25 protein-coding genes and 1 pseudogene are annotated in these 26,743 nt (G+C 52.3%); 19 read left to right on the top strand and 7 right to left on the bottom strand.

Annotated features, from left to right (window positions below; translation table 11 throughout):
• Positions 1-146: 146 nt before the first annotated feature.
• Positions 147-449: a hypothetical protein gene (locus KXG62_RS05155; RefSeq protein ID WP_218090859.1), complete on the bottom strand. Its 303-nt coding sequence runs from the start codon at positions 447-449 to the stop codon at positions 147-149.
• 236 nt (positions 450-685) lie between these two features.
• Here KXG62_RS05155 and KXG62_RS05160 point away from each other — a divergent pair, with 236 nt between their 5' ends.
• The 6 genes from KXG62_RS05160 to KXG62_RS05185 all read left to right on the top strand — a co-directional run bounded on the left by KXG62_RS05160 (position 686) and on the right by KXG62_RS05185 (position 6,668).
• Positions 686-1,576, top strand: a complete 891-nt coding sequence (locus KXG62_RS05160; protein WP_218090860.1) for a helix-turn-helix transcriptional regulator — start codon at positions 686-688, stop codon at positions 1,574-1,576.
• 125 nt (positions 1,577-1,701) lie between these two features.
• A complete protein-coding gene (locus KXG62_RS05165; protein ID WP_218090861.1) occupies positions 1,702-2,685 on the top strand; it encodes a phytanoyl-CoA dioxygenase family protein in 984 nt (327 codons plus the stop codon).
• A gap of 513 nt (positions 2,686-3,198) precedes the next feature.
• Complete coding sequence (locus KXG62_RS05170; RefSeq protein WP_218090862.1) at positions 3,199-3,990, top strand: sugar phosphate isomerase/epimerase family protein; 792 nt, start codon at positions 3,199-3,201, stop codon at positions 3,988-3,990.
• Positions 3,990-5,030: a Gfo/Idh/MocA family protein gene (locus tag KXG62_RS05175; protein ID WP_218090863.1), complete on the top strand. Its 1,041-nt coding sequence runs from the start codon at positions 3,990-3,992 to the stop codon at positions 5,028-5,030. Before KXG62_RS05170 ends, KXG62_RS05175 begins: the two co-directional genes overlap by 1 nt.
• On the top strand, positions 5,027-5,902 hold the full coding sequence (locus KXG62_RS05180; protein ID WP_218090864.1) for a sugar phosphate isomerase/epimerase family protein: 876 nt from the start codon (positions 5,027-5,029) through the stop codon (positions 5,900-5,902). Before KXG62_RS05175 ends, KXG62_RS05180 begins: the two co-directional genes overlap by 4 nt.
• 25 nt (positions 5,903-5,927) lie before the next feature.
• Positions 5,928-6,668 (top strand): sugar phosphate isomerase/epimerase family protein, encoded by a 741-nt coding sequence (locus tag KXG62_RS05185; protein ID WP_218090865.1) that lies wholly within the window; start codon positions 5,928-5,930, stop codon positions 6,666-6,668.
• Positions 6,669-6,802: 134 nt separating this feature from the next.
• Here KXG62_RS05185 and KXG62_RS05190 read toward each other — a convergent pair whose 3' ends face one another.
• On the bottom strand, positions 6,803-7,657 hold the full coding sequence (locus KXG62_RS05190) for an AraC family transcriptional regulator (RefSeq protein ID WP_218090866.1): 855 nt from the start codon (positions 7,655-7,657) through the stop codon (positions 6,803-6,805).
• 216 nt (positions 7,658-7,873) lie between these two features.
• Here KXG62_RS05190 and KXG62_RS05195 point away from each other — a divergent pair, with 216 nt between their 5' ends.
• The 5 genes from KXG62_RS05195 to KXG62_RS05215 all read left to right on the top strand — a co-directional run bounded on the left by KXG62_RS05195 (position 7,874) and on the right by KXG62_RS05215 (position 16,389).
• A complete protein-coding gene (locus KXG62_RS05195; RefSeq protein WP_218090867.1) occupies positions 7,874-9,208 on the top strand; it encodes an LLM class flavin-dependent oxidoreductase in 1,335 nt (444 codons plus the stop codon).
• An 85-nt stretch (positions 9,209-9,293) separates the two neighbouring features.
• Positions 9,294-10,355 carry a Gfo/Idh/MocA family protein gene (locus KXG62_RS05200; RefSeq protein ID WP_218090868.1) on the top strand — a complete coding sequence of 354 codons (1,062 nt, stop codon included), beginning with the start codon at positions 9,294-9,296 and terminating at the stop codon, positions 10,353-10,355.
• 341 nt (positions 10,356-10,696) lie between these two features.
• Positions 10,697-12,004 carry an ABC transporter substrate-binding protein gene (locus KXG62_RS05205; RefSeq protein WP_218090869.1) on the top strand — a complete coding sequence of 436 codons (1,308 nt, stop codon included), beginning with the start codon at positions 10,697-10,699 and terminating at the stop codon, positions 12,002-12,004.
• A gap of 199 nt (positions 12,005-12,203) precedes the next feature.
• On the top strand, positions 12,204-14,459 hold the full coding sequence (locus KXG62_RS05210) for an ATP-binding cassette domain-containing protein (RefSeq protein ID WP_218090870.1): 2,256 nt from the start codon (positions 12,204-12,206) through the stop codon (positions 14,457-14,459).
• 664 nt (positions 14,460-15,123) lie between these two features.
• Complete coding sequence (locus KXG62_RS05215; RefSeq protein ID WP_218090871.1) at positions 15,124-16,389, top strand: ABC transporter substrate-binding protein; 1,266 nt, start codon at positions 15,124-15,126, stop codon at positions 16,387-16,389.
• 239 nt (positions 16,390-16,628) lie between these two features.
• On the opposite strand, the gene KXG62_RS05220 is transcribed toward KXG62_RS05215, so the two are convergent.
• Together KXG62_RS05220 and KXG62_RS05225 are read right to left on the bottom strand one after the other, a co-directional pair.
• Positions 16,629-17,312, bottom strand: a complete 684-nt coding sequence (locus KXG62_RS05220) for a DNA-3-methyladenine glycosylase family protein (protein WP_218090872.1) — start codon at positions 17,310-17,312, stop codon at positions 16,629-16,631.
• A 1-nt stretch (position 17,313) separates the two neighbouring features.
• Positions 17,314-17,907, bottom strand: a complete 594-nt coding sequence (locus tag KXG62_RS05225; RefSeq protein WP_281426639.1) for a TetR/AcrR family transcriptional regulator — start codon at positions 17,905-17,907, stop codon at positions 17,314-17,316.
• 235 nt (positions 17,908-18,142) lie between these two features.
• Here KXG62_RS05225 and KXG62_RS05230 point away from each other — a divergent pair, with 235 nt between their 5' ends.
• The 8 genes and pseudogenes from KXG62_RS05230 (at position 18,143) to KXG62_RS05265 (ending at position 22,600) form a co-directional block, all read left to right on the top strand.
• A complete protein-coding gene (locus KXG62_RS05230) occupies positions 18,143-18,616 on the top strand; it encodes a DinB family protein (protein WP_218090874.1) in 474 nt (157 codons plus the stop codon).
• 88 nt (positions 18,617-18,704) lie between these two features.
• The gene (locus KXG62_RS05235) at positions 18,705-19,094 is read left to right on the top strand and encodes an SRPBCC family protein (RefSeq protein WP_218090875.1); all 390 of its coding nucleotides are present in this window, start codon (positions 18,705-18,707) and stop codon (positions 19,092-19,094) included.
• Positions 19,095-19,108: 14 nt separating this feature from the next.
• A complete protein-coding gene (locus tag KXG62_RS05240; RefSeq protein WP_218090876.1) occupies positions 19,109-19,345 on the top strand; it encodes a MerR family transcriptional regulator in 237 nt (78 codons plus the stop codon).
• A 74-nt stretch (positions 19,346-19,419) separates the two neighbouring features.
• Positions 19,420-19,838: pseudogene (locus KXG62_RS05245) on the top strand (DoxX family protein).
• Positions 19,839-19,881: 43 nt separating this feature from the next.
• On the top strand, positions 19,882-20,211 hold the full coding sequence (locus KXG62_RS05250; RefSeq protein ID WP_218090877.1) for an ArsR/SmtB family transcription factor: 330 nt from the start codon (positions 19,882-19,884) through the stop codon (positions 20,209-20,211).
• Positions 20,208-20,627, top strand: a complete 420-nt coding sequence (locus KXG62_RS05255) for an SRPBCC family protein (protein ID WP_218090878.1) — start codon at positions 20,208-20,210, stop codon at positions 20,625-20,627. The genes KXG62_RS05250 and KXG62_RS05255 overlap by 4 nt, the downstream gene beginning before the upstream one ends.
• Positions 20,628-20,793: 166 nt before the next feature.
• Positions 20,794-21,489, top strand: coding sequence for a response regulator transcription factor (locus tag KXG62_RS05260; protein ID WP_218090879.1), 696 nt, complete (start codon positions 20,794-20,796; stop codon positions 21,487-21,489).
• Positions 21,482-22,600 (top strand): HAMP domain-containing sensor histidine kinase, encoded by a 1,119-nt coding sequence (locus KXG62_RS05265; protein WP_218090880.1) that lies wholly within the window; start codon positions 21,482-21,484, stop codon positions 22,598-22,600. The genes KXG62_RS05260 and KXG62_RS05265 overlap by 8 nt, the downstream gene beginning before the upstream one ends.
• Here the strand turns inward: KXG62_RS05265 and KXG62_RS05270 are convergent.
• Genes KXG62_RS05270 through KXG62_RS05280 form a run of 3 tightly spaced genes read right to left on the bottom strand, consistent with a single transcriptional unit; the run spans position 22,593 to position 26,424 of the window.
• On the bottom strand, positions 22,593-23,693 hold the full coding sequence (locus KXG62_RS05270; RefSeq protein ID WP_218090881.1) for a GerAB/ArcD/ProY family transporter: 1,101 nt from the start codon (positions 23,691-23,693) through the stop codon (positions 22,593-22,595). The two genes, KXG62_RS05265 and KXG62_RS05270, sit on opposite strands and share 8 nt — an antisense overlap.
• Positions 23,694-23,717: 24 nt before the next feature.
• A complete protein-coding gene (locus KXG62_RS05275; RefSeq protein ID WP_218090882.1) occupies positions 23,718-24,872 on the bottom strand; it encodes a Ger(x)C family spore germination protein in 1,155 nt (384 codons plus the stop codon).
• Positions 24,873-24,903: 31 nt separating this feature from the next.
• Positions 24,904-26,424: a spore germination protein gene (locus KXG62_RS05280; protein ID WP_218090883.1), complete on the bottom strand. Its 1,521-nt coding sequence runs from the start codon at positions 26,422-26,424 to the stop codon at positions 24,904-24,906.
• Positions 26,425-26,743: the final 319 nt, after the last annotated feature.

Consider the following 26,743-nt stretch of genomic DNA (forward strand, 5'->3'; position numbering starts at 1 on the left):
CGGTCGATCAGATGGGGGGCTTTGTTGGTGTTGAACCCGAGTTGGCCGTTGACGATTCGATCTACGGAATGAAATGAAGAAGGATGGAGTGCTCCTCGGAAGTGCCGCCCCCCCTTGGCGGGGGAGCTCTCTATGATTCGAGCTTGCTAAAAAAGTTTGCCGGGGTCGTTTATGAACGTCTTGGCCAAGCTTTCCACGTACCGGTCTCTCGTATGCTCATCCTCGTAATCTTCCAGAACATCGATCAGATACTCTTCTCCGGGTTTGTACGCTTTGAAAATGAACTGCTCTTTATTTTCTATACGCACATCGTGACCGCAGTCTCTAAGGCACTGTTCAAAGTCTTGCAACGTCGGCTCCTGATTTTCCTCCAAAAAAATAAGTCCTCGTAGCTGCTTTGTTCCTGTCTTGTGGATGATTTTAAAATGGACGATATGTTCTTTTTTCATTACGCTTCCCTCCGCGAAGTACTCGATTCGTTGTGGTTTATTCCATTGTATGGTAAAAACGGTTTGAAATCTGTGACATTTGACACAGACAGGGCTGCGTCCGAGATTATTTTTTATACATTTGCGCTTGCTAATTTTGTTATTTTTTGTTTAGCTGTAGTAGAATTGCGATGCGAGCAGCGCTCCGTACCGGGGTTACTTGCAGTCATCAACGATGAAGGAGGATGGCGTAGGGAATGGATACATTCCGATTTCATTCGGCCGGTGATGTGACCGTAAAAGCCGGCCACCACATCCCCGAACGAAGACTCAGCGATTATGAGCTTGTGTATTTTCCGATCGGCACCCAGACGGTTTATAAGACAGACGGAAGCCGGGAGGAGCTGAACGATCCCTGTATCATTGTGACGAGGCCCGGGGAGCCGCACTCTTACCATTTTGATCCTATGAAGCCGACGCGGCATTTATTTATTCATTTTGATTGCGATCCGGAAACGATCCAGAGCCGCTATTCCTTACTGACGGCCACCGATTCGACGGTTATTGCGCTTCAGGACCACTCGCTTGTGCCGCAGCTGTTAAACCAGCTGCTGTTCTACTTTCATCGTCGTCCGGAACGCTGGAGACCGCTTACGGAATCGCTTATGCTGGCGATGCTGGAAGAGCTGGAAAGCATGGTGCTGCCCGGATCCAAGCCGGCCGTCGAGGCGACGATACCGATGCAAATTGACCAAGCCCTGCAATACATCGATCTTCATGTGACGGAAAAAATCGAGGTGGAGCAGCTCGCCCGATCGGCCGGCTGGTCTCATGAGCATTTTACGCGGACGTTCCAGCAGTACATCGGCTTTTCCCCAAAAATGTGGATTACGAAGCGCAGACTCGATCTGGCGGCGCAGCTGCTGCTCCGTAACGCTTACAGCATTAAAGAAGTCGCCCGAAACGCGGGCTTCTCCGACGAATATTACTTCCACCGCCTGTTCCGCCAAAAAATGGGCATCACCGCAACCGAATACCGCCGCAAATACGGCGACTCCAGAATGAGCGACCTTGCGCCGCTGAATGACCTGGGACGATTTTATCCGCGAAATCATTTATTCGTGATGGACAGCCGCCAAAAAAAATAACGCATATCAAATTTGTCCATCATTCGGTTGCTTACGTTCATTGTCGATACGCCTCGTTCAAGGCAAAATGAAGGTAGAAAAAGTTTTATAAACCTTCAAGAAATACGATACGAGGAGCTATGAACATGACCCATGCAGCCGAAGCCAGAGAGAGATTCAAAGTCTCTGTCGATGATTATGTAAGTTATCAAAAAAACGGGTACCTTGTAGTAAAAGGCATGCTATCCAAAGAAGATACCTTGCGGCTTCAGCAGTGGATCGACGATATTTACACCGGCCGGAACGTTCAATTGGACCATCTGTCGCCTTCGCCCGCCTGGATGTCGGAGGATCAGAAGCAAGCGAACCGCTTAATGTCGGCGCGATTGCATATGCCGCACCAGCATGATGAAACCGCCGAGTGGGGACTTCTGCATCCTGGCATGCTCGATGTGCTTGAAGCATTGATCGGGCCGGATGTGCTGGCGCTGCAATCGATGCTGTTCTTTAATCCTCCTCGCAGAGGGGGGCAGGGCTGGCATCAGGATTCGTTCTACATTCAGACGCAGCCGGATTCGCTCATCGGCGCCTGGATTGCGCTGGATCGGGCGGACACGGAGAATGGCTGCCTGTGGGTGGCGCCCGGTTCTCATACCGAACCGATCTACCCGCCCGTGGAGCCAAGAAAAACGTATATGCATGCCGGTCAAAAGCAAATCGACGGCTTATTCGCCGCGAGCGCGGCCAGCAACATGGACGATGAGGTGAACAAACTTTCCGAGGTAGCCGCCAAATACGGAGATGCCGTCCCGGTCGAACTGGACCCGGGGGATGTCCTGTTCTTCCACTCCCATCTGCTGCACCGTTCTTACAAGAATGAGACGGACGACCGGTTCCGACGCGCGTATGTGTGCCACTACTGCAATGCGCGCTCCTGGGTGCCATGGGGCGGCGGGAACGAGCGTCATGTCCTGTCGCGGGGACGAACGCATCTGCCTTACGCGCTGCCGCAATTTGGAACGCCTGTAGAGCTTACTTCACTCGATGACAAAGGGGAGGACGCCGGTTCCATGGTAGTTGCGATGCCGGGTGGCGATATGGGGAAAATGGAGATGGGCGGCGAATCATAAGCCGCTCTTAGGCCGATTATTTTGCTGCGCGGCTATCGCCGGCTCGAAAATCTAACAAATACGACAAAATGAAAAGCGCACCCCGACATAATGACATTCCTATCTGGACTTAGTATGGTTTATTATCGGATTAAATCCAATAATGTACAACTCCGGAGACGCAGCATTCCTCTGTATATGTTAGGGGATTTACAACGGAATGAATATCGTTGACTGGACACACAGAAACGTTAGCTCCTTAAGGGGGGACTGCGTTTCTTTTTTTTGCCTATAAAGGGGAGGGGATTGGGGCCGATCGCACCAGACCGGGAGGCGTTTCACATCACGCAAATTGACAAATCATACTTCACACAAAATGACATAGACGAGACGGTCAGTCGCTATTATGATAAATACTAAATCCGAGTGTTTTAATAAGTTTTGCTTGTCGCCATCAACGGGACATAACGGAAGCTTGAGCGTGGAAAGCCATGTTGACGGTCTTACTATAATGTATCCGTGGAGGAGATCGGAATGCTGTTAACTTGCAAGGAGAATATGATCCGGGCGGCTCATGTTACCGAAGCATGTGCCGTGGTGAAAGAGGCCGGATTCGACGGCATCGACTTTATGGGAGGGACGCTGAAAGATCGGCTGGCGGAAGCAAGGCAAGCGCTGCGGGATACCGGGCTGGTTGCGTCGTCCGTATACGGGCAGCTTGGCAAAGCGGGCACTTCCTTGATCGATCAAACGGCGCATGAGCGCGCCCGCTCGCTTGACTTGTTCAAGGAACGCATCGAGACGACAGCCGAAATCGGTGCGCAGCAGCTCATCTTTGTGCCCCGCTTCGGCAAGCCGGCGCTTCGCGAGGAGGTGGCCGAATGGATTCTGATTACGATGCTGGAGGAACTGGGCGATTGGGCTAAGGATATACCGGTAACGCTCGTCATGGAGCCGCTGAACCGCAACGAGAGCCAATTTCTGTACAATCCGCTTCATGCGCTCACCATTACGGAAGCCGTGAACCGCCCCAATGTGAAGACGATGGTGGACACGTACCACATGCACGTCGAGGGTCAGGATATCCCCGGGCAGATCAAGACGCTGGATCGCGCGATCGCAATCGTTCATGCGTCCGATACGGAAAGGAAGCTCCCGGGAGCGGGCGAGATCGATTTCCGTCCGGTTCTGCAAGCTTTGCATTCGATCGATTACCAAGGTCCTGTCGGTTATGAGTGCAAGGAAGCGAGCCTGGCCGATTTGCAGGCAAGCGTGACATATGTAAAAGGGCTTTGGGCCGAAATTATTACTTTGGAGGTGCAGTAATGCCAAAATCTTGGAAAGTAGCCGTTATCGGCTCGGGAGACATGGGAAAGCAGCATGTGAAGGGTTGGCAGGCGGCCGGTCATGAAGTCGTCTCCATCACGGACATCGACGCGTCCCGCGCCTCCGCACTGGCGCAGGAGTGCGGTGTCCCGACTGTTTATCAGGATTACAAAGAGGCGATTGCCGAGCCGAATGTGGAGATTGTATCGATCTGTCTTCCGCTGGCCTTCCACGCGCCTGTCACGATTTTCGCGGCGGAAGCGGGTAAGCATATTTTCAGCGAGAAGCCGCTCGCGCGAAATCCGGAAGAATCGGCCGCCATGGAAGCGGCGGTTCGCAAGGCCGGCGTACGATTTGGTCTCGGCTTTCAGCGGAACCTCTCGCAAGGCGTGCATAAAGCCAAGGAGCTCGTACAGGCTGGAACGCTGGGCAGACCTGTCTTCTTCGAGTGCGATTCGGTGGCGGAAATTCGTCCCAAGCGCATCATGCATGACGCCAACGGCAATATGGGCCCGCTGATGGATCTGGGCTGCCATTACTTTATCATGTGGCAAACGGTGTTCCAGTCTACGCCCAAATCGGTCTATGCGCGCGGGAAAGTGCTCGCCAAGGAACGTCCCGAGCTTGCGCATATCCAGGAGCTGGCGATCGATTCGGCCGTCGTGACGGTGGAGTACGAATCCGGCGATGTAGGCGTATTTACAGTGACTTGGGGAATGCCGCCCAAGTTCAGGATGAAAGCCCGCGAAGACCGTCTGTTCGGCCCCAAAGGCGGGATCACCGGCGGCTTCAACAACAATCCATCCAAACTGAATTTATATATTGAGGACGGCGTGGAGGAGCTGCCGCTCGTAACCTACAAATCCTTGCACAAGGAACAGTTCGATCGGTTCGTGCAGGCGCTCGAGAGGCAGGGCGAGCCGGCTGCAGCTTTCCGGGAAGGAAATGATATTTTGCTGCTGACGCTGGCGATTTTCCAATCGATTGAAACAGGCGAAGTCATCGATTTCAAGGCGTTTTGCAAGGAGACTTCCAGATGAACATCGGCTTTTACCACACGTGCGTGCTTCAATGGGATATCGACCGGACGTTCGCATGGGCCAGGCAAAACGGCTTTGCCGGGATCGAGCTCCACGGAGGGACCCGCTATAAGCATGTGAATTGGCAGGAGATCGCGCAGGGCAAAGGCGACTCCGAGCTTCTGCGAGCGCAGGATCGTTATGGAATCCCGGTGACTGGTATCATGTTCGGCGCCCTTCCGTTTCTTTCTACGGACCCGTTGGAGCGGGAACGAGCGGTGCGCAGCATCGAAGTTTTACTGCAAGCGGCGAAGCGGATCGGCGCCCCCGTCGTATCGACCTTTACCGGACGCGATCCAGGCAAAACGCTGGAGGAGAATATCGAGCTTTATGCGAAGATATTCCCGCCGATCGTGGAGCTGGCCGAGCGCAGCGGGGTGAAGCTTGCCTTCGAGAATTGTCCGATGTATGAATTTTGGCCGCCCGTATACAATATCGCCGTTTCGCCGATCATTTGGCGCGAGCTGTTCGCCAGAATTCCTTCCGCATCGCTCGGGCTGAATTTCGATCCTTCGCATCTCGTATGGCAGGGGATCGACTATGTGAAGGCGTTAAAAGATTTTGCGGATCGGATTTTCATCGCGCAGGCCAAAGATACCGAAGTGCTGCCCCATGTCCTGCGGGAAGAAGGGATGCTGACCTGCCGCTGGTGGAGGCACCGGATCCCGGGGCAAGGGGATGTCGATTGGGGCAAATTGACTACGGCGCTGCAGGAGATCGGCTACACCGGCGTTCTTAGCATTGAACATGAAGATCCGGTGTGGTCGGGTACGGATGAGTTGGTGGAAAGAGGCCTTCTCCATGCGAAAAGGCATTTGGAGAACTACATATAAACACAGAGGAAGAGGAGATTCGCCGATGTCGACACCCAGCATTGCCGTTCAGGCGAGATTATGGGGCTTGGAACGGGTCGCATCCCATTACACGGAAGTATTCGATGAAATCAGGCAGGCAGGCTATGCCGGCGTAGAGACGCGATTCACGCTGCTGCAGGAGCAAGAACAAGGCATTGCGGACTATTTGCGGCGCCATCCGGAGTTCTCCCTCGTTGCGCTGCACGCAGGGCTAAAGGGGTTCGACCGGGAGGATGTGGAGGAAACGCTGCGCAGGCTGCTTGAACAGATGAATCGCGTCCAGACCCGTTATTTGCTCGTCAGTATGGGAAGCGAGAAAGAGCCGGAACCATGGTTCGAGCTTGCCGCGAAAATATCCGAGCTTTGCGATGAATACGGAGTGACCTTCTGTTATCACAATCATGCCGCGGAATTTAACGAGGGTACCGATTTCTTTGACCGGTTAACCGGCACCTACAAGGTGAAGCTGGCTGCCGACCTTGCCTGGGTTCATCGCGCAGGGCAGAACGTAACGGCATTTATCGACCGCTACGCCGAATCGATTCGATATATTCATGTGAAGGATACGCTTGGCGATCAATGGAAGGAGCTGGGCGAAGGGGAAGTTCCACTGCTCCCCATCTTGAAGCAAGCTTCCGCGCTGCAGCTTCCGTGGTGGACCGTCGAGCAGGATGATACGAAGCGCGAGCCGCTGCTCAGCGCCTCCATAAGCCGCGATTATTTGAGAGATCAATTCGGATTGTAGAAAATTCAGCCGGATCGCCGGCCGGAGATGGCTTCCTTCAAATTTGAAGGAGGCATCTCCTATTTGGCATGCTTGCGTTGACGCGACGAATGAGCGGAGGTGCGGATTTGTTTTTTTTCGATCATCAGCTTTTCTTATGGCGAGCGGAGCCGATACGCATTCGGGGACATGCCATAATGTTTCTTGAACGCTTTGGAGAAGGAAAATAAATCCGGATAGCCGACCGATAACGCGATTTCGGTAAGCTTATAGTCGGTCTGCTCCAGCATATGCTTGGCTTTGTCCAGCTTCAGCTTTTGCAAGTATTTGACGGGGGGGAGGCCGTACGCTTCCTGAAATTTTTTGCTGAAGTAGCCCCGGTCTACGCCGACGAACGAGGCTGCTTCCTCGATCGTAATGTCTTCCGTGTAATGCGTTTCCAAATAATCCAGCCCTTTTTGCAGCCACGTGACGGCCGGCTCATGCCCGGTTCCGAACTGCCGGCCGCCGGCCAGCGACAGCGAGTCAAACAGGCGATACAGCATGCCGAGCCTTCCCAGATCGCTATGTGCGTGCTCCGGGTCGTTCACAAGGTCAAAGAAAGCCTCGAGCAGCAGGGTCACCTCGGGTCGCAGAACAGACGAGCGATAAGGCGAAGCGGAGGTGAGGCCGATACGGTCCAATAGGTGGGCGGCTCGTTTGCCGTCAAACGCAATCCACGCCATCTGGAGCAGATTTTCTTTGGAGGTATAGTATTCGTGCGCTACGTTCGGGAACAAGCAGAAGGCGTCGCCTTGACCTAGCGTATACCGCTCGTTCGACTGCACATAGGTGCCTTCGCCTTGCATAATGAAATGCAAGCTGTAGTAGGACGTAACTCGCGGACCGGTGTGGTAGTTCGGCTTGGCCGTGTTCCGGCCGAGCCGTACGGGCCAGATCGGGCCGCTCTTTTCTATCGAGGTCGGCGTGAAAAAGTGGCGCTCCGCATATTCGATCGATTCTTCCTGCATATAACGGCAACCTCCTTTTTTTCTCAGTTTATGATATCCATAAGCCAATGGCAAGAAGACTTTGCTATAAAGTGAGTACACAAAATGACAAATAAAGGCGCACACATTATGACATTGACGGTGTTATGGATGAGTTGATAAGATCCTTTTAATTCCTCGCGTAACGACGGGAATACGCTGCATGTAACCGAACATTTCTTTCAGGAGGTTTATCCGATGAGTTCTTCCACGGCACAGCGCATCATCCATCTGGGGGTCTTTCTCGACGTTTCCGGCCATTATGCCAGCGCTTGGCGCCATCCTTCCACGCAGGCCGGCCGCTTTCTCGATCTCAGCTATTACAAGCAATTGGCAGGCCTGGCGGAGCAGGGGAAGCTGGACATGGTGTTTTTGTCGGATCGTTATGGCATACCGGATGTGTACGGCAACCGTTTTGATGCGACCGTTCGCTCGATTTCCTCCTCTTCGGCGAAGCTGGACCCGGTTACGTTAATTACGGCGATTGCCGCAATCACCGAGCGGATCGGCATCGCTGCGACTTCCTCCACCAGCTTCACGGAACCGTTTCTGACGGCCAGGCAATTCGCCACCATCGATCATTTGAGCGGGGGACGCGCCGGCTGGAATGTAGTCACGTCGACCAGCGATAACGAAGCCCGCAATTTCAGCCGGGATCGATTGCTGGATCATGAGGCCCGGTACGAGCGGGCGCAAGAGTTCATCGAGGCGGTCACCGGGCTATGGGACAGCTGGGAAGACGGAGCGCTTCTTCTCGATAAGGCAGGGGGCGTGTTTGCCGATGCCGCCAAAATTCACTATGCACATTACCAGGGGAACTACTTTCAGGTTCGCGGTCCGCTCGACGTGCCGCGTTCGCCGCAAGGGCGCCCTGTCATTATTCAAGCCGGGTCCTCGGAAGCCGGTAGAGATTTTGCCGCCCGGTTCGCGGAAGTGATCTTCACGGCGCAGCCGACCCTCCAGTCCGCGCAGTCGTTCTACGCCGACATGAAGCGGCGGGCGGCGGCGAAGGGGCGTTCGCCGGAACAGGTGAAGATTATGCCGGGCGTGATGCCGATCGTCGCCGAGTCGGAAGCGGAAGCGCGCAAGATCGAAGCCTCGTTGTCCGAACTTGTCGACCCGCTGGCCGGCTTAGCGCTGTTATCGGATCAAATCAACTACGATCTATCGGTGCATCCGCTCGACGAGCCGCTGCCCGAACTGCAGACCGTGACCGGTATGCAAAGCCGCCTGCAGCTGGTCTCCAAGATGCTTCAAACGGAACGGCTGACGCTGCGTGAGCTCGGACGCTTCTATGCCGGCAGCCGGATGCACCGGAAAGCCGTCGGTTCTCCGGAGCAAGTCGCCGATTTCATGGAGGAATGGTTCACCGGAGGGGCATGCGACGGGTTTAATCTGATGTTCCCGATCGTTCCTGACAGTATGGAGCAATTCATTCGTCTGGTCGTTCCCGAGCTGCAGCGGAGAGGATTGTTCCGAACGGAGTATACGGGACGAACGCTCCGCGAGCATCTCGGCCTGCCACGTCCTTGACTCGGCGAGGGTTCCTGTATGCATTTCCAACATGCCACAACAAGCAGTCAGTCTACTATCGAACTCAACGAAACGGGGTGCCGGAATGAGTATTAGATACGGATTAATCGGGTACGGAGCGTGGGGAAGCTTTCATGCGAAAGCGATCGAAGCGACCGCTTCCGCGGAGCTCATCGCGATCGCAGCATCGTCGCAGGAGACAGCGCAGAAGGCGCGGAGCCAGCATCAAGCCGATGTGTATACGGATTACACGCAGCTGCTGATGCGGGACGATATCGATGTGGTCGACATCGTCGTCCCCAATCATCTTCATCATGAGGTGGCGCTTCGGGCGCTGCAAGCGGGTAAGCATATTTTGCTGGAAAAGCCGATGGCGTTGACGGTGGAAGCGTGCGAAGAGCTGAACCGTGAAGCAAGCCGTAGAGGATTAACGATCCAGATTGGCTTCGAGCTTCGCTATTCCCCTCTATGGGGAACCGTCAAACAAATGATCGGCGAAGGCCAGATCGGCGCGTTAAAGACGGCTTCGATTCATTTGTCCCGCTTTCCTTACCGGAACGGCGCGGACGGCTGGCGGAAGGATGCGAGCCGCGTAGGCAACTGGATCTTGGAGGAGCCCGTTCACTTTTATGATCTTGTCAAATGGTACTTCGGCGGCCAGGAAGAGCCGATGAGCGTATACGCGCTCGGCAATTCGCGCCAGCCGGCGGACGAAAACCGCGGTTTATTCGAAAATATTAACACGAGCATCTCCTTCTCCAAGGGCGGGTTCGCAACCGTGAACCAGACGCTGGCCGCGTACGGACATAACTTGACCGGTGAGTTCATCGGCACAAGCGGGGTGCTCCAGGCGAAGTGGCTCGGCGCTTCCGACCGGATTCGCAACCCGGAATACCAGCTTGTTTACTTCGACGGGCAAATGCATCGGGAAATCGAAATCAACAAGATGCCGGGTGAATTATTCGAGCTGGAGTATCAGCTGGAGCACTTTACGCAGCGCATCGCAGAGGGCCGCCAGCCTGACGTAAGCGGCGAAGACGGATTATGGGCGGTGAAGTTGAGTCTGGCTGCCCAGGACTCGATCGTTAGCGGACAGATCGTTGCGCTGAGCCCCACGGCCGCCGTCGGCTCACAAACCGAAGGATAGAGCTTGGATACCGGAACGGCACATGGCGAAATCGCCGACCAACGATACGGAGACAGCGGAGCATAAACCGTTGTTTCCTTTTTTATTTTGTCTTCAACCCAGCATTTCGCAGTCTTCAGATCAGCCTTCAGATCGGTATTGACGGCAAACGAAGGGAATGCTATATTAATACCATTAATTCATAGAAAACCGATAGGAATTGACGTGTCTACCGGACCGCCGGAGACACCTTTATTTTGAGCTATTTGCTCATGGTAGAGGTGTCTCTTTTTTGCGTGCGTAGGCGTTAAGACCGGCAACGCTCATGGGACAGTTGCATACAACAAGGGGAGGAACATCCATTGAAAACAGCTAGGAGATTCGGCATTATTGTGACAAGCGCATCGCTATTACTTGCGGGAGGTTGCGCTCCTGCGAAGAACGGAGTGAAACCGGAAGAAGCGAAAGGGGTATCATCGGAACCGATAACGTTATCTTTCTTGCAAACTTCGGCGAAGATGACGGATGACGAGTTCAAGCAATGGGTAGCCGATCCCGTCAAGAAGAAATATCCGAATATTACGCTGACGCTTGTTCGCGAGGATAGCCCGGAAAAATTAGCCCAGCTCATCGCGATTGATCAATTGCCGGACATTATTTATGCGGGACCGGTAACCGCGGCGAAAATCGTGGAGCTACAAGCTGCGCAGGATTTAACACCGCTCATCAAACAAAATAACGTCGATCTGGCAGCGTTCGAGCCCGCAGGGGTCGAGATCGTCAAGCAGTTATCGGATAGCGGCAAGCTGCTTGCGTTACCGCTGGCGTTTAACTTTTCCGCGTTGTATTACAATAAGGACATATTCGACCGATTCGCCGTTCCGTACCCGAAAGACGGAATGAGCTGGGAGCAAGCCATTGAGCTGGCCAAACCGCTCACCCGCCTGGACGATGGGGTGCAGTACCAGGGACTCGCGATCGACGGAAACATCAACCGGCTTGGGGAACAGCTCGCACTATCCACGGTCGATCCGAAGACGCTGAGGTCTGCTCTGCAAACGGATAGCTGGAAGACGGTATTCGAAACGTACCGCGGCATCGGGCAAATTCCGGGCAACTGGCTGGAAAATCCGCAGCGCATCCCTGCCTTCCAGAAAAGTCGAAGCTTGGCCATGCTTGCCGGTCTTAGCGCGAGAATAGGTGAGTTCGAACAAATGCAAAACGAAGGACAGCCCTTAAACTGGGATATGGTTACGTTGCCCGCATTCCAGCAAGCGCCGAAAAATGCATTCGGCGGAGGCGTCTTTTACTTGATGACTTCTTCCAAAAGCAAGCACCAGACAGAGGCGTTCCAGGTACTTAAGCTGTTGGTTGAGGATGAGGTACAATCCATACTGAGCAAACAGGGACGGCGAACCGCGCTCAAGGATCCGAAATATAACAAACTGTTCGGAGAGGACTTGAAATCTTTACAAGGCAAGAATAAGGCGGCTATCTTTAACATGGTTTCGGCGCCGCAAACCATCGCCACGCCTTACGATGACGCTGCTTTTAAAGAGCTGGTTGCAGGCGGCAATCAGGTGGCGAAGGACAGCAGCGTCGACGTAAACACGATTGTGCGGCAAACGGACGAGAAAATCAACAAGGCGATCGAGTCGCTCAAGAAGTAATAATTGTATCCTGATGCATCCCGGAATTATAGCGCCAAGCTGATAAGAGTATCGAAGGGCTGTCCCCAAGTCATTAGATGACGGAAGGACAGCTTCTTTGTCTTTTTTGACGGAAGTCATTTCATAGGTTATGTTAAAATATGGATGATCCTACAATGTCAATAGAAGCAGAGATTAATGATTGAAAGGATGTTGTGTTATGAAGGATTCCAATCAGGAGTTTATCGTCATCTCGGGCGCGAGGGAAAACAATCTCAAGAACGTATCCCTGCGCATTCCCAAGCGCAAAATTACGATCTTCACCGGCGTTTCCGGGTCCGGCAAGTCATCGATCGTCTTCGATACGATCGCCGCAGAATCCACACGGCTGCTGAATGAGAACTTCAGCATGTTCGTGCGCACGTTCCTGCCCCGCGTGCCGCAGCCGGATACAGATGCGATCGAGAACCTGAGCATGGCCGTGATTGTGGATCAGAAGCGGCTGGGCGGCGGTTCCCATTCCACGATGGGTACGATTACCGATATTTCTCCCATTCTGCGGCTTCTCTTCTCCCGAGTAGGCCAGCCTTATGTGGGACAAGCGCATGTGTTCTCATTTAACGATCCGCAAGGCATGTGTCCCGAATGCAACGGGATTGGCCGCAAGCTGGGCGTCGACATGAGCAAGGCGGTGGACATGTCCAAGTCGCTCAATGAAGGAGCCATCATGCTGCCGGACTATTCGGTAAGCGGCTGGGAATGGAATATGGTCGTACAGTCAGGGTCTTTCGATCCCGATAAGAAGTTAAGCGACTATTCGAATGAGGAGCTGGAGCAGCTGCTGTATGCCAAGGCGAGGAAAGTGGAGATGGATTTCGCCGGCAAGACAATGAACATTACCGTAGAGGGCGTTATCGAGAAGTTCACCAACAAGTACATCAAGCAGGATGTGAAGACGAAATCCGAGCGCACACAGCGAGCCGTTGCGCCGTACATCTCCGAGGGTCCCTGCATTAGCTGCCGCGGCGCGAGACTCAGTCAGGCCGCGCTCAGCTGCAGGGTCAATGGACTCAACATTGCGGAGATGTCCTCCATGGAGGTCGGGGGGCTGATCCGCGTTATTCGGGAGATTGACGACGCGGTCGCCAGGCCGATCGTGAAGTCGTTGACGGAGCGGCTGCAGCATCTCGTGGATATCGGCTTGGACTACCTGACGCTGGATCGCGAGACGGATACATTGTCCGGGGGCGAGTCGCAGCGCGTCAAGATGGTGAAGCACCTGAGCGGCAGTCTGGTGGATGTGACTTACATCTTCGATGAGCCCAGCGTCGGGCTGCATCCTCGCGATGTTCACCGGTTAAATGAATTGCTTCAGAAGCTGCGCGACAAAGGCAATACCGTCATTGTCGTCGAGCATGATCCCGATGTAATTAAGGTGGCGGATCATATCGTCGACGTCGGGCCTTACGCCGGCAGCCGCGGCGGGGCCATTGTATATGAAGGAAGCTTCCAAGGTCTGCTGGAATCAGGTACGCTGACGGGCGCCCATATGAAGCGGCCGCTCCAGTTGAAGCAGGATTGCAGGCAGCCGTCCGGCAAGCTGTCCATCAGCAACGCCACCCTGCACAACCTGCGGGACGTAAGCGTAGATATTCCAACCGGCGTACTGACGGTGGTGACAGGTGTCGCCGGCTCGGGCAAGAGCACGCTGATCAACGAAGTGTTCCTTAGCCAGCATCCGGATGCGATTGTCATCGACCAATCGGCGGTCGGCGTGTCAACACGCTCGAATCCCGCGACCTACACAGGTATCATGGATGAGGTGCGCAAGGCGTTTGCTTCCGCGAACAAGGTGAGCCCGGGCTTGTTCAGCTTCAATTCCAAAGGAGCTTGCGAGAACTGCCAGGGGCTGGGCGTCGTATATACGGATCTTGCATTCCTCGACAGCGTAAAGCTGCCTTGCGACGTATGCGGAGGCCGGCGGTTCAAGGAAGAGGTGCTCGCATACGAGCTGAACGGTAAATCCATTGCAGATGTGCTGGAGATGACGGTGGAGCAGGCATTGGAATTTTTCCAGCTCAAAGAGGTTGTGCGCAAGCTTCAGGCGATGAGCGATGTGGGGCTGAACTATATTACGCTGGGCCAGCCGCTCAGCACGCTCTCGGGCGGGGAATGCCAGCGCATCAAGCTGGCAAGCGAGCTGCATAAGAAAGGCAGCATCTACGTGATGGACGAGCCGACGACCGGCTTGCATATGTCGGATATCGGTCAGCTGACGGGGATGATGAACCGTCTCGTGGATGCCGGTAATACGGTCATCGTCATCGAGCACAACCTTGACGTGATCAGCCAAGCCGATTGGATCATCGATATGGGACCGGACGGAGGGAGCAAGGGAGGCCAAGTCGTGTTCGAGGGCATCCCTTCCCAGATCATCCATGCGGAGCCGTCAATCACGGGAAGATACTTGAAGTAAACATCTGCTCAACCATGGCTGCCGGCAAAAATCGGCAGCCTTTCTTCATCTTCCCGGCCTGTGTAGCGGATTTCCTTCGACTTGCCGACAACCTTCTTGAACGCTTTGGAAAAAGTGAATAAATCCGGATAGCCAGCCCATGATACCCCGGAATACGCTTGATTTCATCAAATCGTTATCCGATTTGTCGCTGTTGCGAACCAACTCTCGAAAGCCGTCGGAGTAAAATAATGAATCTCGCTCGACTGCACGTCGCCTCTCTCCCCGTATTCGTTATTCCGCTCCATGGAGTCCATCTGAAATACCGCCTCGTTTGCTCAGCTTTGCCATATGGCAAGGCCTTGGCCAACCGGCGGCAACTGATTTGCGAATGCAAAAGAACGCAAAATGACAAAAAAAACTGGCCTCTTAATGACATGTACTTCTTATAGATTAACTGGTATAGTTCAAATAACAAATAAATCCTTTTTAAATTATAGTTTTGTCGTCCTGACAACTGGAGACACGAGTGATGCGAGCGTTTGGCATTCTCGTGTCTTTTTTCTCGAGGTCTGATGTAACAGCGGATTCATCAGCATGGAAACATAGGAGGGAAAGCATGAATAATATCGGGAAAGCCGCCGTCGCGCGTGATAACGCAAATGTTCATTATGGGGGAGTTCAAATGCGAAATACAATGAGGATCTTGGGTTTAACGCTTACGGCGGTTGTTGCCGCTTCAGGCTGCTCCCAGAAAGAGGAGGCAGCGAAAGCCGCCAGCGGGCAAGCACCCGACAACCGTCCGGTGACGGTCGTAGCGGAATTGTCCGCGGCTTATAAAGAAACGTTTGACAGGTATTTGGTGCCAGTGCTCCAATCCAAGCTGCCGCACATTACATTGGAATACCAGGATCAGAAGCCATCGCTTCAGGAGAAAATCGTTGCCGGAACGGTGCCCGATATTGTGCTGCCGAACGGGAACTTGAGACCGATCCTTGATCTTAACCTTCAATATGATTTAACCGAGTTGATTAAGAAATATAATTTCGATCTGACCAAGCTCGATCCATCCTTAATTAAAAGCATTCAAGCCTACGGCACGAAGGGCGAGATTTACGCGCTGCCCGGCGATCGAAGCGTGAAAGTGCTGCTGTACAATAAAGATATTTTCAATAAGTTTAACGTTCCCTACCCGAAGGACGGCATGAGCTGGGAGGAAGTGATTGCTCTGGCCAAACGATTGACCCGTACCGATAACGGAGTCAACTATTACGGATTAAACCCGTCGAGCAACGGCTTTTTGAAATCGCAGCTTCAATTGCCTGTGTTCGACAAGGACGATAAAGCGCAGCTGCATACCCAGGGGTGGCAGCTGCTGGCGTCCACATGGAAAGCGATCTACGATATTCCCGGCAATAATGCAACCGGAGCGGCCCGCGACCTGTTCTCCAAAGACCGGAACACGGCCATGCTGATCAACAATTCGTCATGGCTGCTGCGCAATTCGCTTCCGGATTTCAATTGGGACTATGTGACGATGCCGACATTCGATAATAAGCTTGTGTCGGATTTGTTCGGATCCAGCTTTTCGATCACCTCGGGCAGCAAAGTGAAGGACGCGGCATTCCAGGTCATTTCGCTGTATTACTCGGACGAGGTTCAAACCGCCATCTCTAAGGATGCGGCGCTCGTCATCGGGTCTACGGTTCCGGACATTCAGAAGCAGTATGGGGTGAATGTCGCAGCCGCTCAAGGGAAAAACGTGAAAGCGGATTTCGGCGGGCAAGCCGCGACGAAGGTGGTGGAGCCGTTCGACTATGTCGCGAATCCGATTCTCAACGAAGCGTTCAATGCCATCGCTGCCGGGAAAACGGATATCAATACGGCACTCCGGGAAGCGGAGGAAAAGGTTAACCTGAAAGTATTGGAGGAAAAAGCGCGGCTGAAGTAGACGCCGCAATAGCAGAGCGTGCTCGCGTGATCATGTCGGGGTATAGCCGCCTGGATGGCCGTCGATGCAGCCGGCGATGAGAACGGCTGCCGTTCCTACATTTGCCACTATGAGTGCTTCTCCATCTTGCGATTGGCAAAGGAAGGCGGCTTGTCCGGTTCTCGATTATTGATCGTGAAAAGGAAGCGTGTATAGGTTTGACGAACCGCCTTTTCACCAAGGCGGTTTTTTCGTAAATTTTATGAATAATCGGCTTCAGATGACGGCTCTTGCAGCATTTCGGCTGCCGCGGATCCCGCTTGAACCAAGCCGATATTGATTGCTTCCCATAAGTAGAGGGATACGATGGAGCGATAAGGCTTCCATTCGTGATGCTTGCGCTGCAATGGAGCTGTCCCATCGCTCTCTTCCGAAGCATACAGCCATTCCGCGGCACGTTGAAGTCCCCTGTCCCCGAAGGATAGAACATCCTGTCTCCCCAAGTAGAATATGAGAAACATCTCCGCAGTCCACCGGCCAATCCCCTTGACTGAGGTTAATAATCGAATAACTTCCTCATCCTCCAGCCCGCCAAACGTTTGAAAGTCAAGCAAGCCTTCCTTTACCCGCTCAGCGACATTCCGGATGTAGCTGAGCTTGTTCCTGGACAGTCCCGCAGAGCGCAAGTGCTCCTCATCTGCGGCTATGACGCTATCCGGCGTAATCGTTCCGCATATCCGTTCTACCCGGTGAAAGATCGTTGCAGCGGCTTTGACCGAAAGCTGCTGCCCGACCAATGATTTCGTCAAGTATGTAAAACCATCTTGCTGACCTTCCATGCGGATGTGCCCGATCCGAGCGACCAGCTTGTCCAGTAAAGGATCGTTTTTGCAAAATCCACGCATACAGTGGTGGTTTGGATGAATATCGAACAGATATCGCAATTTAATCCTCCTTTCTGGTGGGAGTCCAGCCGAACAAGTGAGAATCAACGAGCGAATGTGCCGCTCTGGAAAAATTATCGGGGTTAAAGTCGGATGGATGTATATATGAAAGCATAACCGCACCATTGCAAAGCATACGCAGTAGCTCTGACAACTCGGATGGACGGGCAGCGCCGGCTTGTTCAGCTAGCTTCTCAATGGCTTTCCAGTTTTCATCCGTGCCTTTCACTGCATTCAGATGATTGTCATGGGCAGTGTCCGGAAATTCGACGACGGTATTGACAAAGGGACATCCGCGATATCCCGGCGTCTTCATTTTCTTAACAAACGTGTCGATCAAAGCATGCAATTGCAAGGCGCTTGAATCGGGAAACTGGAGCTGAACTTCCTCCAAATCCTTTGCATTCAGGTCCTGTTGATAATCCAGGTACGCCGCAACCAAGTCATCCTTCGATGCGAAATTACGATAGAAGCTGGCTTTGGCAACGCCGGATTCAAGGATAATGCGATCAATTCCGACTGCCCGAATCCCTTCTCTATAAAACAAGTCCGATGCCACTTGAAGAATTTGATTCCTCACTGATTTTCTGGGCATGAAATCACCGTCATTCTGTATACTTTTTGAATTAATGGAACCGTTCTGTACCTTAACATTTTACGGTATTTGGTAAAGTGTTGTCAATTTATTTGATAAAATAGGCGGTAATAATGAGTTTGACAAAATTATGCAATGAATGTAATATCATCGAATAGAGACAGGTTGGTATCTATTCGATTTGCGTGTTTACGATGTATCTGTCTACTTCACCATTTTGGAGGCAAAATTCGATATGACGACCACAGAGCAATTGGTAAGCGCATGGGATTCCTGCTTTGACAAGGAGAGCGGCTGGTATCCTCCGCTTGAACGCGGATTACAGGGGGTAGCCGCTGCGCAGGCATGCTGGAGAACCGAAGGGAAAGCAGTGAATACGATTCAGGAATTGGTTCATCACATCACTTTCTATAAGGCATCGCTGCTGTCCGCCCTTACCGGTTCCGAAGAAGCTCCATCCACAGATACAAGCTTTCAAGAGAAAGCCGGTATAACCACAGAAGGCGAGTGGCAGGAAACCGTTGCAACATTGAAAAACATCCATACACGTATTCGTGAAAAACTTGTAGCGATGAACGATCAAGAACTGCAACACGAGGTTGAAGGTATCACGATTTACCAGTGGGTATCGGATCTTGTTCTTCACGATATCTACCATACGGGGCAAATCATCTTCATTCGTAAATTGCAAGGCTCGTGGGCAGCTTGACGTTGTTGGATAACGAAACGAATCAGCTTTGAATCGCCGTACTCGATGCACGAGGGCATAACGGCGGAATATGGGGAGGGGAAAATAAATGGCAACGATACAACGTGAAATCGAAATCGCCTGCAGTCTTGATAAAGCTTGGGTTCAGCTTCGGGAATTCGGGAACGCGGCCCAGCTGTTCGCCGGCGTCTTGGTGGATTGCCAGGAGGATTCGGGTAAGCGTACGGTAACCTTCAGCAACGGATACGTTGTTCAGGAGCAGCTTGTAACCCTGGACGAGGAGATGCACCGCCTGGTCTATACGGTAATGAACGGAGGCTTCACCCATCACAGTGCGTCCATGCAACTGCTTGAGACAGCTGGAGGCGTACGTTTCGTCTGGACGAGCGACTTCTTGCCGGACGAGGCGGCGCCGCGCGTCGAACCTTTGGTCGAGGCAGGCTGTCAAGCGATCCAGCGTTCGCTTCAATCGCTCTGAGCCGCGGTAGGAAGATGCAGCATTTCGCCGAGCTGCGCTACCGCGGGGAGGAGACGGTCGGTGAGCGCAGGCGAATGCTCGAGGAGCATAAACAACGAATCAGAGAGCAGATCGCCCAGCTTACCGTAACGTTGGAGGTGTTGAACGAGAAGACCGATTATTACAAGGAGATGGAGCGGGACAGGGGAGAGCAGCGGCATGATCAGGAAGCCTCGGTGAATTGTCCGAGGCTTTTTTGTGTTGTGTTTTAAATGCTGTTGACATGACACCAAACGGTGTCCAATTAGGAATGTATCCGTTGGAAACAATGATGAGGAGGAATCATATGAGTCAGATGATCGGCGCGTTAACAACCGCGAAAACAGAAACGCAATCCCGAGGAAAATGGATCACTGGACGGTCACCTTACTGCTCGCAGCATCTGTTATGATGAGCGGGATCGGGCAGCTCATACAATTGGGCGGGAACGTCGAGTTAGTGATGAAACTGGGTTACCCGTTATACATCTTGACCATTCTCGGCGTGTGGAAGGTGCTTGGAGCCATCGCGCTCGTTGTGCCTGGTTTTCTTCGGCTTAAAGAATGGGTTCATGCGGGGATTTTCTTTGTCATGACGGGTGCGGCTGTATCTCATGTGTTTGCCAATGATTATGGGGATTACGGGTTTTATGTGATCCTGCCGCTGTTCTATGCTGCACTGAATATCGCCTCGTGGGCGCTGCGGCCGAACAACCGCAAGCTTTAAGGAGTTGGTCATTTAACGAAAATATGATTTTGGAGGGGGCGTTGTGAACGAGAACAACCCGTTGCGGGATGTGTTTGACGCCATTGCGGATCCAACCCGGCGCCAGCTGATTCGCCTGATCGCAGAAGCAGGGGAGATACCGCTTCATGAATTAACGTCGCAGTTTCAAATGGGCCGTACAGCGGTATCCAAACATTTGACAATTCTTAAAGAAGCCGGGCTGGTGCTTGACCGAAAAGTCGGCAGAGAAACGCGATATCGGCTTAACGCCGCTCCGCTCAGAGAAATTCAAGATTGGCTAGCTTTTTACAGCCAGTTCTGGAGCGCAAATATGCTGCGCTTGAATCAGCTATTAGAGGAGGAAGAAGAATGAGTTTAACATTATCGTTGGATTTTCAGTACAAGACATCGATCGAGAAGCTTTGGTCCGCCATAACCGATTCAAGCAAGCTTGCCAAGTGGGTGGTCAATATCCACAACGGTCAGCCCATGGAGAACGATTTTAAGCCTGTCGTAGGGCATCATTTTCAATTCCGTACGGAGCCCACCGAATGGTGGGACGGGATTGTTAACGGCGAAGTGCTTATCGTGGACCAGCCCAACCGGTTGTCCTATACTTGGGCCAGCGGTGCAGAGAAGCACACCGTCACTTGGACGCTGCAGGATCTGGGCGACGGAAAGATTAACCTTCATCTCGAACAAACCGGAATCTCGAATGAACCGGCACTCCATGGAGCCAAATATGGCTGGAGCAAGTGGTGCGGCGAGCTCGAAAAGGTATTGTCCTAGCTGAAAGCGTATGGATGAAGCGGAATGCCATCGTTCAATTCATAAGCCGGCCCGAGCGGTCGGCTTTTGCATGCGCAGAAGTTCAGTAAACTGGGGCGAACAGGTATCGCCGGAATGAATCTGCTATAATGGTTGCAGCGTGAACAATATGCAGAGGATGGATACCATGAAGCGGATGACAATTCTCGTTGCGGACGATGAGGCGGAAATCGCGGACCTGATCGAGCTGCACTTGAAAAAAGAAGGCTACGACGTCATTAAAGCGGGGGATGGGCAGGAGGCCGTTCAGGCCGTTACGGCGCATCCTGTAAATTTGGCGATACTGGATATAATGATGCCGAAGCTGGACGGTTATGAAGTCGTCCGGCATATTCGGGAGCATAGTCATATGCCGATCATTTTTTTGAGCGCCAAAACTTCGGACCTTGACAAAATCGCAGGGCTGGTACAAGGCGCGGACGATTATATGACCAAGCCGTTCAACCCGATGGAGCTGATCGCGCGCGTGAACGCCCATCTTCGCCGATATCTACAGATGAGTCAACCGGTGTCAGCCGGCAAACCTGTGCTGGAAGCGGGAGGCGTGGTCATTTACCCCGATCAGCGTACGGTGACTCTGTACGGCGAAACGATCGAGCTGACGCCCAAGGAATTCGATATTTTGTACCTGCTGGCCAGCTATCCGAAGAAGGTGTTCAGCTCGGAACATATTTTTCAGCACGTATGGGGCGAAGCGTATTTTGAAAGCAGCAATACGGTTATGGTCCATATTCGGACATTGCGGAAAAAGCTGCGCGACGATACGAACAAAAACAAGCTGATCAAAACGGTCTGGGGGGTAGGCTATTCCTTCAATGGCTAACCTATTGCGAAGTTTCCGTTCCAAAATGATCGCGCTGTCCGGCTTAAGCATGCTCCTATCCGGTATCATCACCTATGCGCTGTACAAAATTCTTCAATATTACTACCATACCCAGGTCCAAGTCGAAGATACGCTGGCTTATGTTCGCCTGTTCATAAGAGCGGTAGGGGAGATCAATTTCTTCCTGCTATTTTTCATCCCGCTGGCGGTCTTGTTTTTCTTCCTGCTCACGAAGCCATATGCGGCGTATTTTAAAGAAATCTCTGCGGGCATTCGTCATCTCGCGAGCGGCGATTTCGACAAGCGGGTGTCGGTGGCGTCCCGGGACGAGTTCGGGGATATTGCCGCGGATATCAATCTGGCCGGGGAGAAGCTGAAGCAAGCGGTGGAGAAAGGCGATTTTGCCGAGAGCAGCAAGGATCAGCTGGTGCTGAATTTGGCCCATGATTTGCGGACGCCGCTCACCTCCGTTATCGGCTACCTTGACTTCATTCTGAAGGACGAGCAGCTGACAAGGGAGCAGGTCCGGCATTATACGGGCATCGCCTTTGCCAAGTCCCAGCGTCTGGAGAAGCTGATCGACGAATTGTTCGAAATCACGAGAATGAATTACGGCATGCTGCCCGTCGAGAAAAGGCCGATCGATTTAAGCGAGCTGCTGACCCAACTGAGCGAAGAACTATATCCGGTATTTGAGAAAAATCAACTGGAAGCCCGATTGCACGTTGCCCCGCATCTGATCCTTTCGGGCGACGGCGACTTGCTGGCGCGCGTGTTTGAGAATTTGCTGTCCAATGCGATTCGGTACGGTAACGACGGCCAGTTTGTAGACATTCACGCATTCTTTGAAGAAGTCGAAGTCGTAGTTCAAGTAGTCAATTACGGAAACCGCATCCATCCCGACGAGCTGCCGCATCTATTCGATATGTTTTATACCGGCGACAAATCGCGGACTCAACGGGAGGGCGGCACAGGACTCGGCTTATTTATTTCCAAAAATATCGTGACGCAGCATCAAGGAACGATCACGGTCGACAGCAGCTTGATTCGCACCGTATTCGAAGTACGGCTGCCGCAAGGAATGCATACGAACAACAATACTCTCAGGTAGCAGATACATTCCTGCGCCGGATCAGAGCGACCAGAAACAACAGCAACGGACCTCCTACCATCCATAGGGGAAACATATACCGAACGGCGATCAATGCGGGGAATATGACCGAAATTTCTTCAAAGTTAAATGGAATCAATGCCAAGATCATGCATAGCGGCGCAATGATCCATATCGGCTTTCTCCAATCCTTCAGCCCGAATAGCTGTGCGGTACCGTAAACTGCAACAAATAAATATAACGCCAACTTCGTAAAAATGCTGGTGATCCAGATCGTGATCACGATGGCGTCGAGGTTCTCAATGATACCTCCGAGTGAAATCGACCTTACAATCATTAACATCGGATATGGATATCCGGCAGCCACATAAGGGCCGAAAATTAAAATACTTACAAGAATCGAGAGGAGAACAAGGATACCGGATACCATGACGCCGGCTACGGCATGACGGACCGCATGCTTGTGGTGGATGACGAATGAAACAAGTACAAGCGTCATAATACAATCGCCGAGGAAAGTAGCGATCGGTAGCGATCCCTTTACGATGCTCCAATATCCGTTATCTGAAAATACAGGCAGCAATCGATCTGCTTTCATCTCATTCACAGCTAAAAACATCGGTCCCAGTACGCCGATCAAAATAATCGGCCCCGTCAATTCGCAGATACGCGCTATGACAGCTACGCCGTGCAAGGTCGGATACAGAACAACAAGAAGCATCAGTATGATGATGATGGGGACCGGCGTCTTGGGCATGATGGTGCCCGTAATAAACAGACTAAACTGCTTTAATATTACTGTTAAGGTTGTAATCCAGAAGATGAGATACAGGCTCGAAACCAACCTGCCCATCCATTTTCCGAGCAGAAGGCGGCTATAGCTAATTAAGGATTGACCGGGAAAAAAAGTCCCAAGTTTTACGCTGATATAGGCTATTCCGCTGCCGATCCCTGTCGCCAAAATACTGGAGAACCATGCATCTTGCTGGGCGGATTGAATGGCAGGGGAAGTGGTCAGCAAAATCGTCATGATGACCTGCATGCTCACCATCATCCAAAACAATTGGCGATTGCTTAACGTCATATTATCCATATCGTATCGGCTCCTCTTCATGGGTCATTGCGCTACCCGAATATTGGTTATTCCAGGAAGATGGATTCGCGTTTTCGTTTCAATCTCCACTTCAACGGATTGAAAGACAGGCGTCCAGGCCGCTTTTACGTTCTTCCACTCCTGAGGGTATTTCTTATGATAAGCGCGTGCGAAGCCGACAACATCTGTCTTCAGTTTGTTCTGCAGCTGTTCCATGGTGTAAACGATCGTTTGTTTGATCTCTTCATTGAATGTGCCTTCGATTTTTCTCAAAGAATCCGATCCGTTGGCTAGAACCAGCTTGGTCGAGTTTTGTACGACATCCGCATCCAGCTTCACGTTGATTCGCATTTTCCACTTTCCGTTATCGATAGACGGGTACAGCTTCATATTGCTGTGAAGCACCCGAATTACGATGCTTCCCGGTTCTTCTTTTCGGGTTAACGTAATATTGCGGCCGAGCACGGCATGCTGTAATAATCGAAGCCCCGTTGTGCACTCATTGTCCAAATAACCGACTAGCTTCTTGTTATGTATAACCGCCAGTCCGCTGACGGAAAGGATTCGTTTTTCGACGCCGTTGGTGAGCATGGTCGTTAAGTCTGCGGTAGGCAGTAAAAATGCTCCGGATTCGCCGTTAATCAGCGCCTCGACTTCATGCATTGTAGAGGAACGGGTGGTGGGCTTCTGGGATAGCTTGATTAACGTTTCATACGTATTCGGATCAATTTGCGAGTTGAGCAATTTTTTTGCCGTCCCTTTGCATATGAAAAAATTGGCTTGTTCCCTGGGCTGAATATCTCGGAATAAGAAGTCGAATTCGTCATTCATACCTCGGCGGGCCAGCGTCTCGCCAAACACATAAGCCTTGGTATGGCTCCACGTGAAATAACGGGGAAGCTTCTTTTGTAGATCCGTTAAAGCATCCGGCATGGAACTGCCTTTGGTGGAAAAGGTATAGACATTGCCTTCCCCGCCGGCGCCTCCGTTGCCTCCGCCGTCTGAAGTCGCGGTTGGATTCGGGATAAAGACTTGCACGGTCAGCTCAATCTGATCGTCATCGATGTGGTCAATGCCTGCGGATACGATCATGGCCATATCATTGACTTCAATCTTGTCCCAGCAGCCGGCCAGCAGAACGATAAGCAAGAGCAGCGGAAACAATACGTATAATCTCATTTCCCGACCCCTTCCGATGCGGCCTTTGAGCTTATTGTCGCTCATCGGGTTTGCCTCGCTGTCTTTTCAGATTTCCCTTCTTGGTATAAAATGCCGGACGCCATTTCATTTCGCTGCGTGGCGCGCGAATGAGCACGTCCTTCAGGGCATTCGGATAGATGGGCGATAGCGGGGCGAGGTAGGGCACGCCGAAGGACCGGAGGATGCACAAGTGGCTAATAATGAACAGCATCGCGATGATGAGCCCGAACAATCCGAGGATGCCGGATAAAATCATAATGGGAAAACGAAGAATTCGCAAAGCGATACTGGTCGGGTACTGGGGCATCATGAACGAAGAGATCCCGGTAATGGCAACCACCATGACCATCGGCGCCGAGACCAGTCCGGCTTGGATGGCGGCTTGGCCGATCACGAGCGCGCCGACAATACTGACGGCGGATCCCACCTGTCTGGGCAGCCGAACGCCGGCTTCACGCAGCGCTTCGAACGTTACTTCCATGATGAGCGCCTCCAGCAACGCCGGAAACGGTATTTCTTCCCTCGATTTCGCAACGCGAAGCAGCAGCGTCGTCGGTACCATTTCCTGATGAAAAGTCAGCACCGCGACATATACGGCCGGAGCAAGCATGGCGATCAGTAAAAACAGGTATCGAAGCCAACGGATAAGGGTGCCTATAATGAAGCGCTGGTAATAATCCTCGGGCGATTGCAGCATGGACCAGAAGGTCGTCGGAGCAATGAGAACCATCGGCGTATTGTCCGTGATGATAATGACGCGCCCCTCTAATAGACATGAAGTCGCTACGTCGGGACGCTCCGTGATTTGCACTTGGGGAAACGGTGAATAATTGTCTCCTTCCATTAATTCCTCAATGATCCCGCTCTCCACAACACCGTCGATGTCGATCCGGGAGATCTGATGCATCACCTGATCGACCACTTCCGGCTTGGCAATCCCTTGGATATAGGCCACATTCAGCTCCGTCTTGGAATACCGGCCAACGGTGAAAGAGACAAGTTTTAATGCTGGCGTCTTGAGTCTTCTCCGAATTAAAGAGGTATTCACCTCCAGTGTTTCAATGAACCCTTCGCGGGGGCCGCGCACCACCGACTCCGCTAACGGTTCTTCGATGGACCGTTTCTCAAAGCTCGTTAATCCGAGTGACAGTGCGCCGGCAAGTTTGTCGATGATCAGCACCGGCCTGCCGTCCAAGACGTCATTAACGATGTCGCCGATGGTTTGCAGTTCTTTATAATCTGAAATCGTAATTTGCTCGCAAATGTTTGAGAGGGATTCGGCGGGAGCGGAATCCTTGTGCTTGAGAGGGGAGAGCACGTAACCGTCCAGAAGTTCCATATTGATCATGCCGCGAATATATACCACAGTGGCTGCTGTCTTATGATGGTTTTGAAAAGGGTGAAAGACCACATCGGCACAATCCGTAAATAACTCTTTTAGTTGGGTTACGTTTCCGGCGAGATCCGATGACACCATAGCACCGGATAATTCCTTGTCTATGGACGGATCATCCGGAAACGGTTTATACATGCCAAGCTCTCCTTTGATGACATCTTGTTAGTAATGTTATGCTCAGACTGTGCATGAAATATTCGCCATAAAATCCAATATTGAAGGTGAATGATTGCAGAGATCGGGCCGATAAGTAAGGGGAATGCTTCTTCTTGCACGAACGGCCGGTTCGCCGGGGTGAACAACTCTCGCGGCCAGGTCGCTAGCGAATCGTTTCATCAAGAAAGACGATAAGCGGGTTTCGGCCATTAGGTTTACTTTCCAACCCTTCTATGCTTTGTTATAATGAGTTGCACACGCACATTCATTCGCGATAAATTCCGCTATGAAGCCTCGA

The sequence above is a fragment of the Paenibacillus solanacearum genome (assembly GCF_910593845.1).
Lineage (GTDB): Bacteria > Bacillota > Bacilli > Paenibacillales > NBRC-103111 > Paenibacillus_G > Paenibacillus_G solanacearum.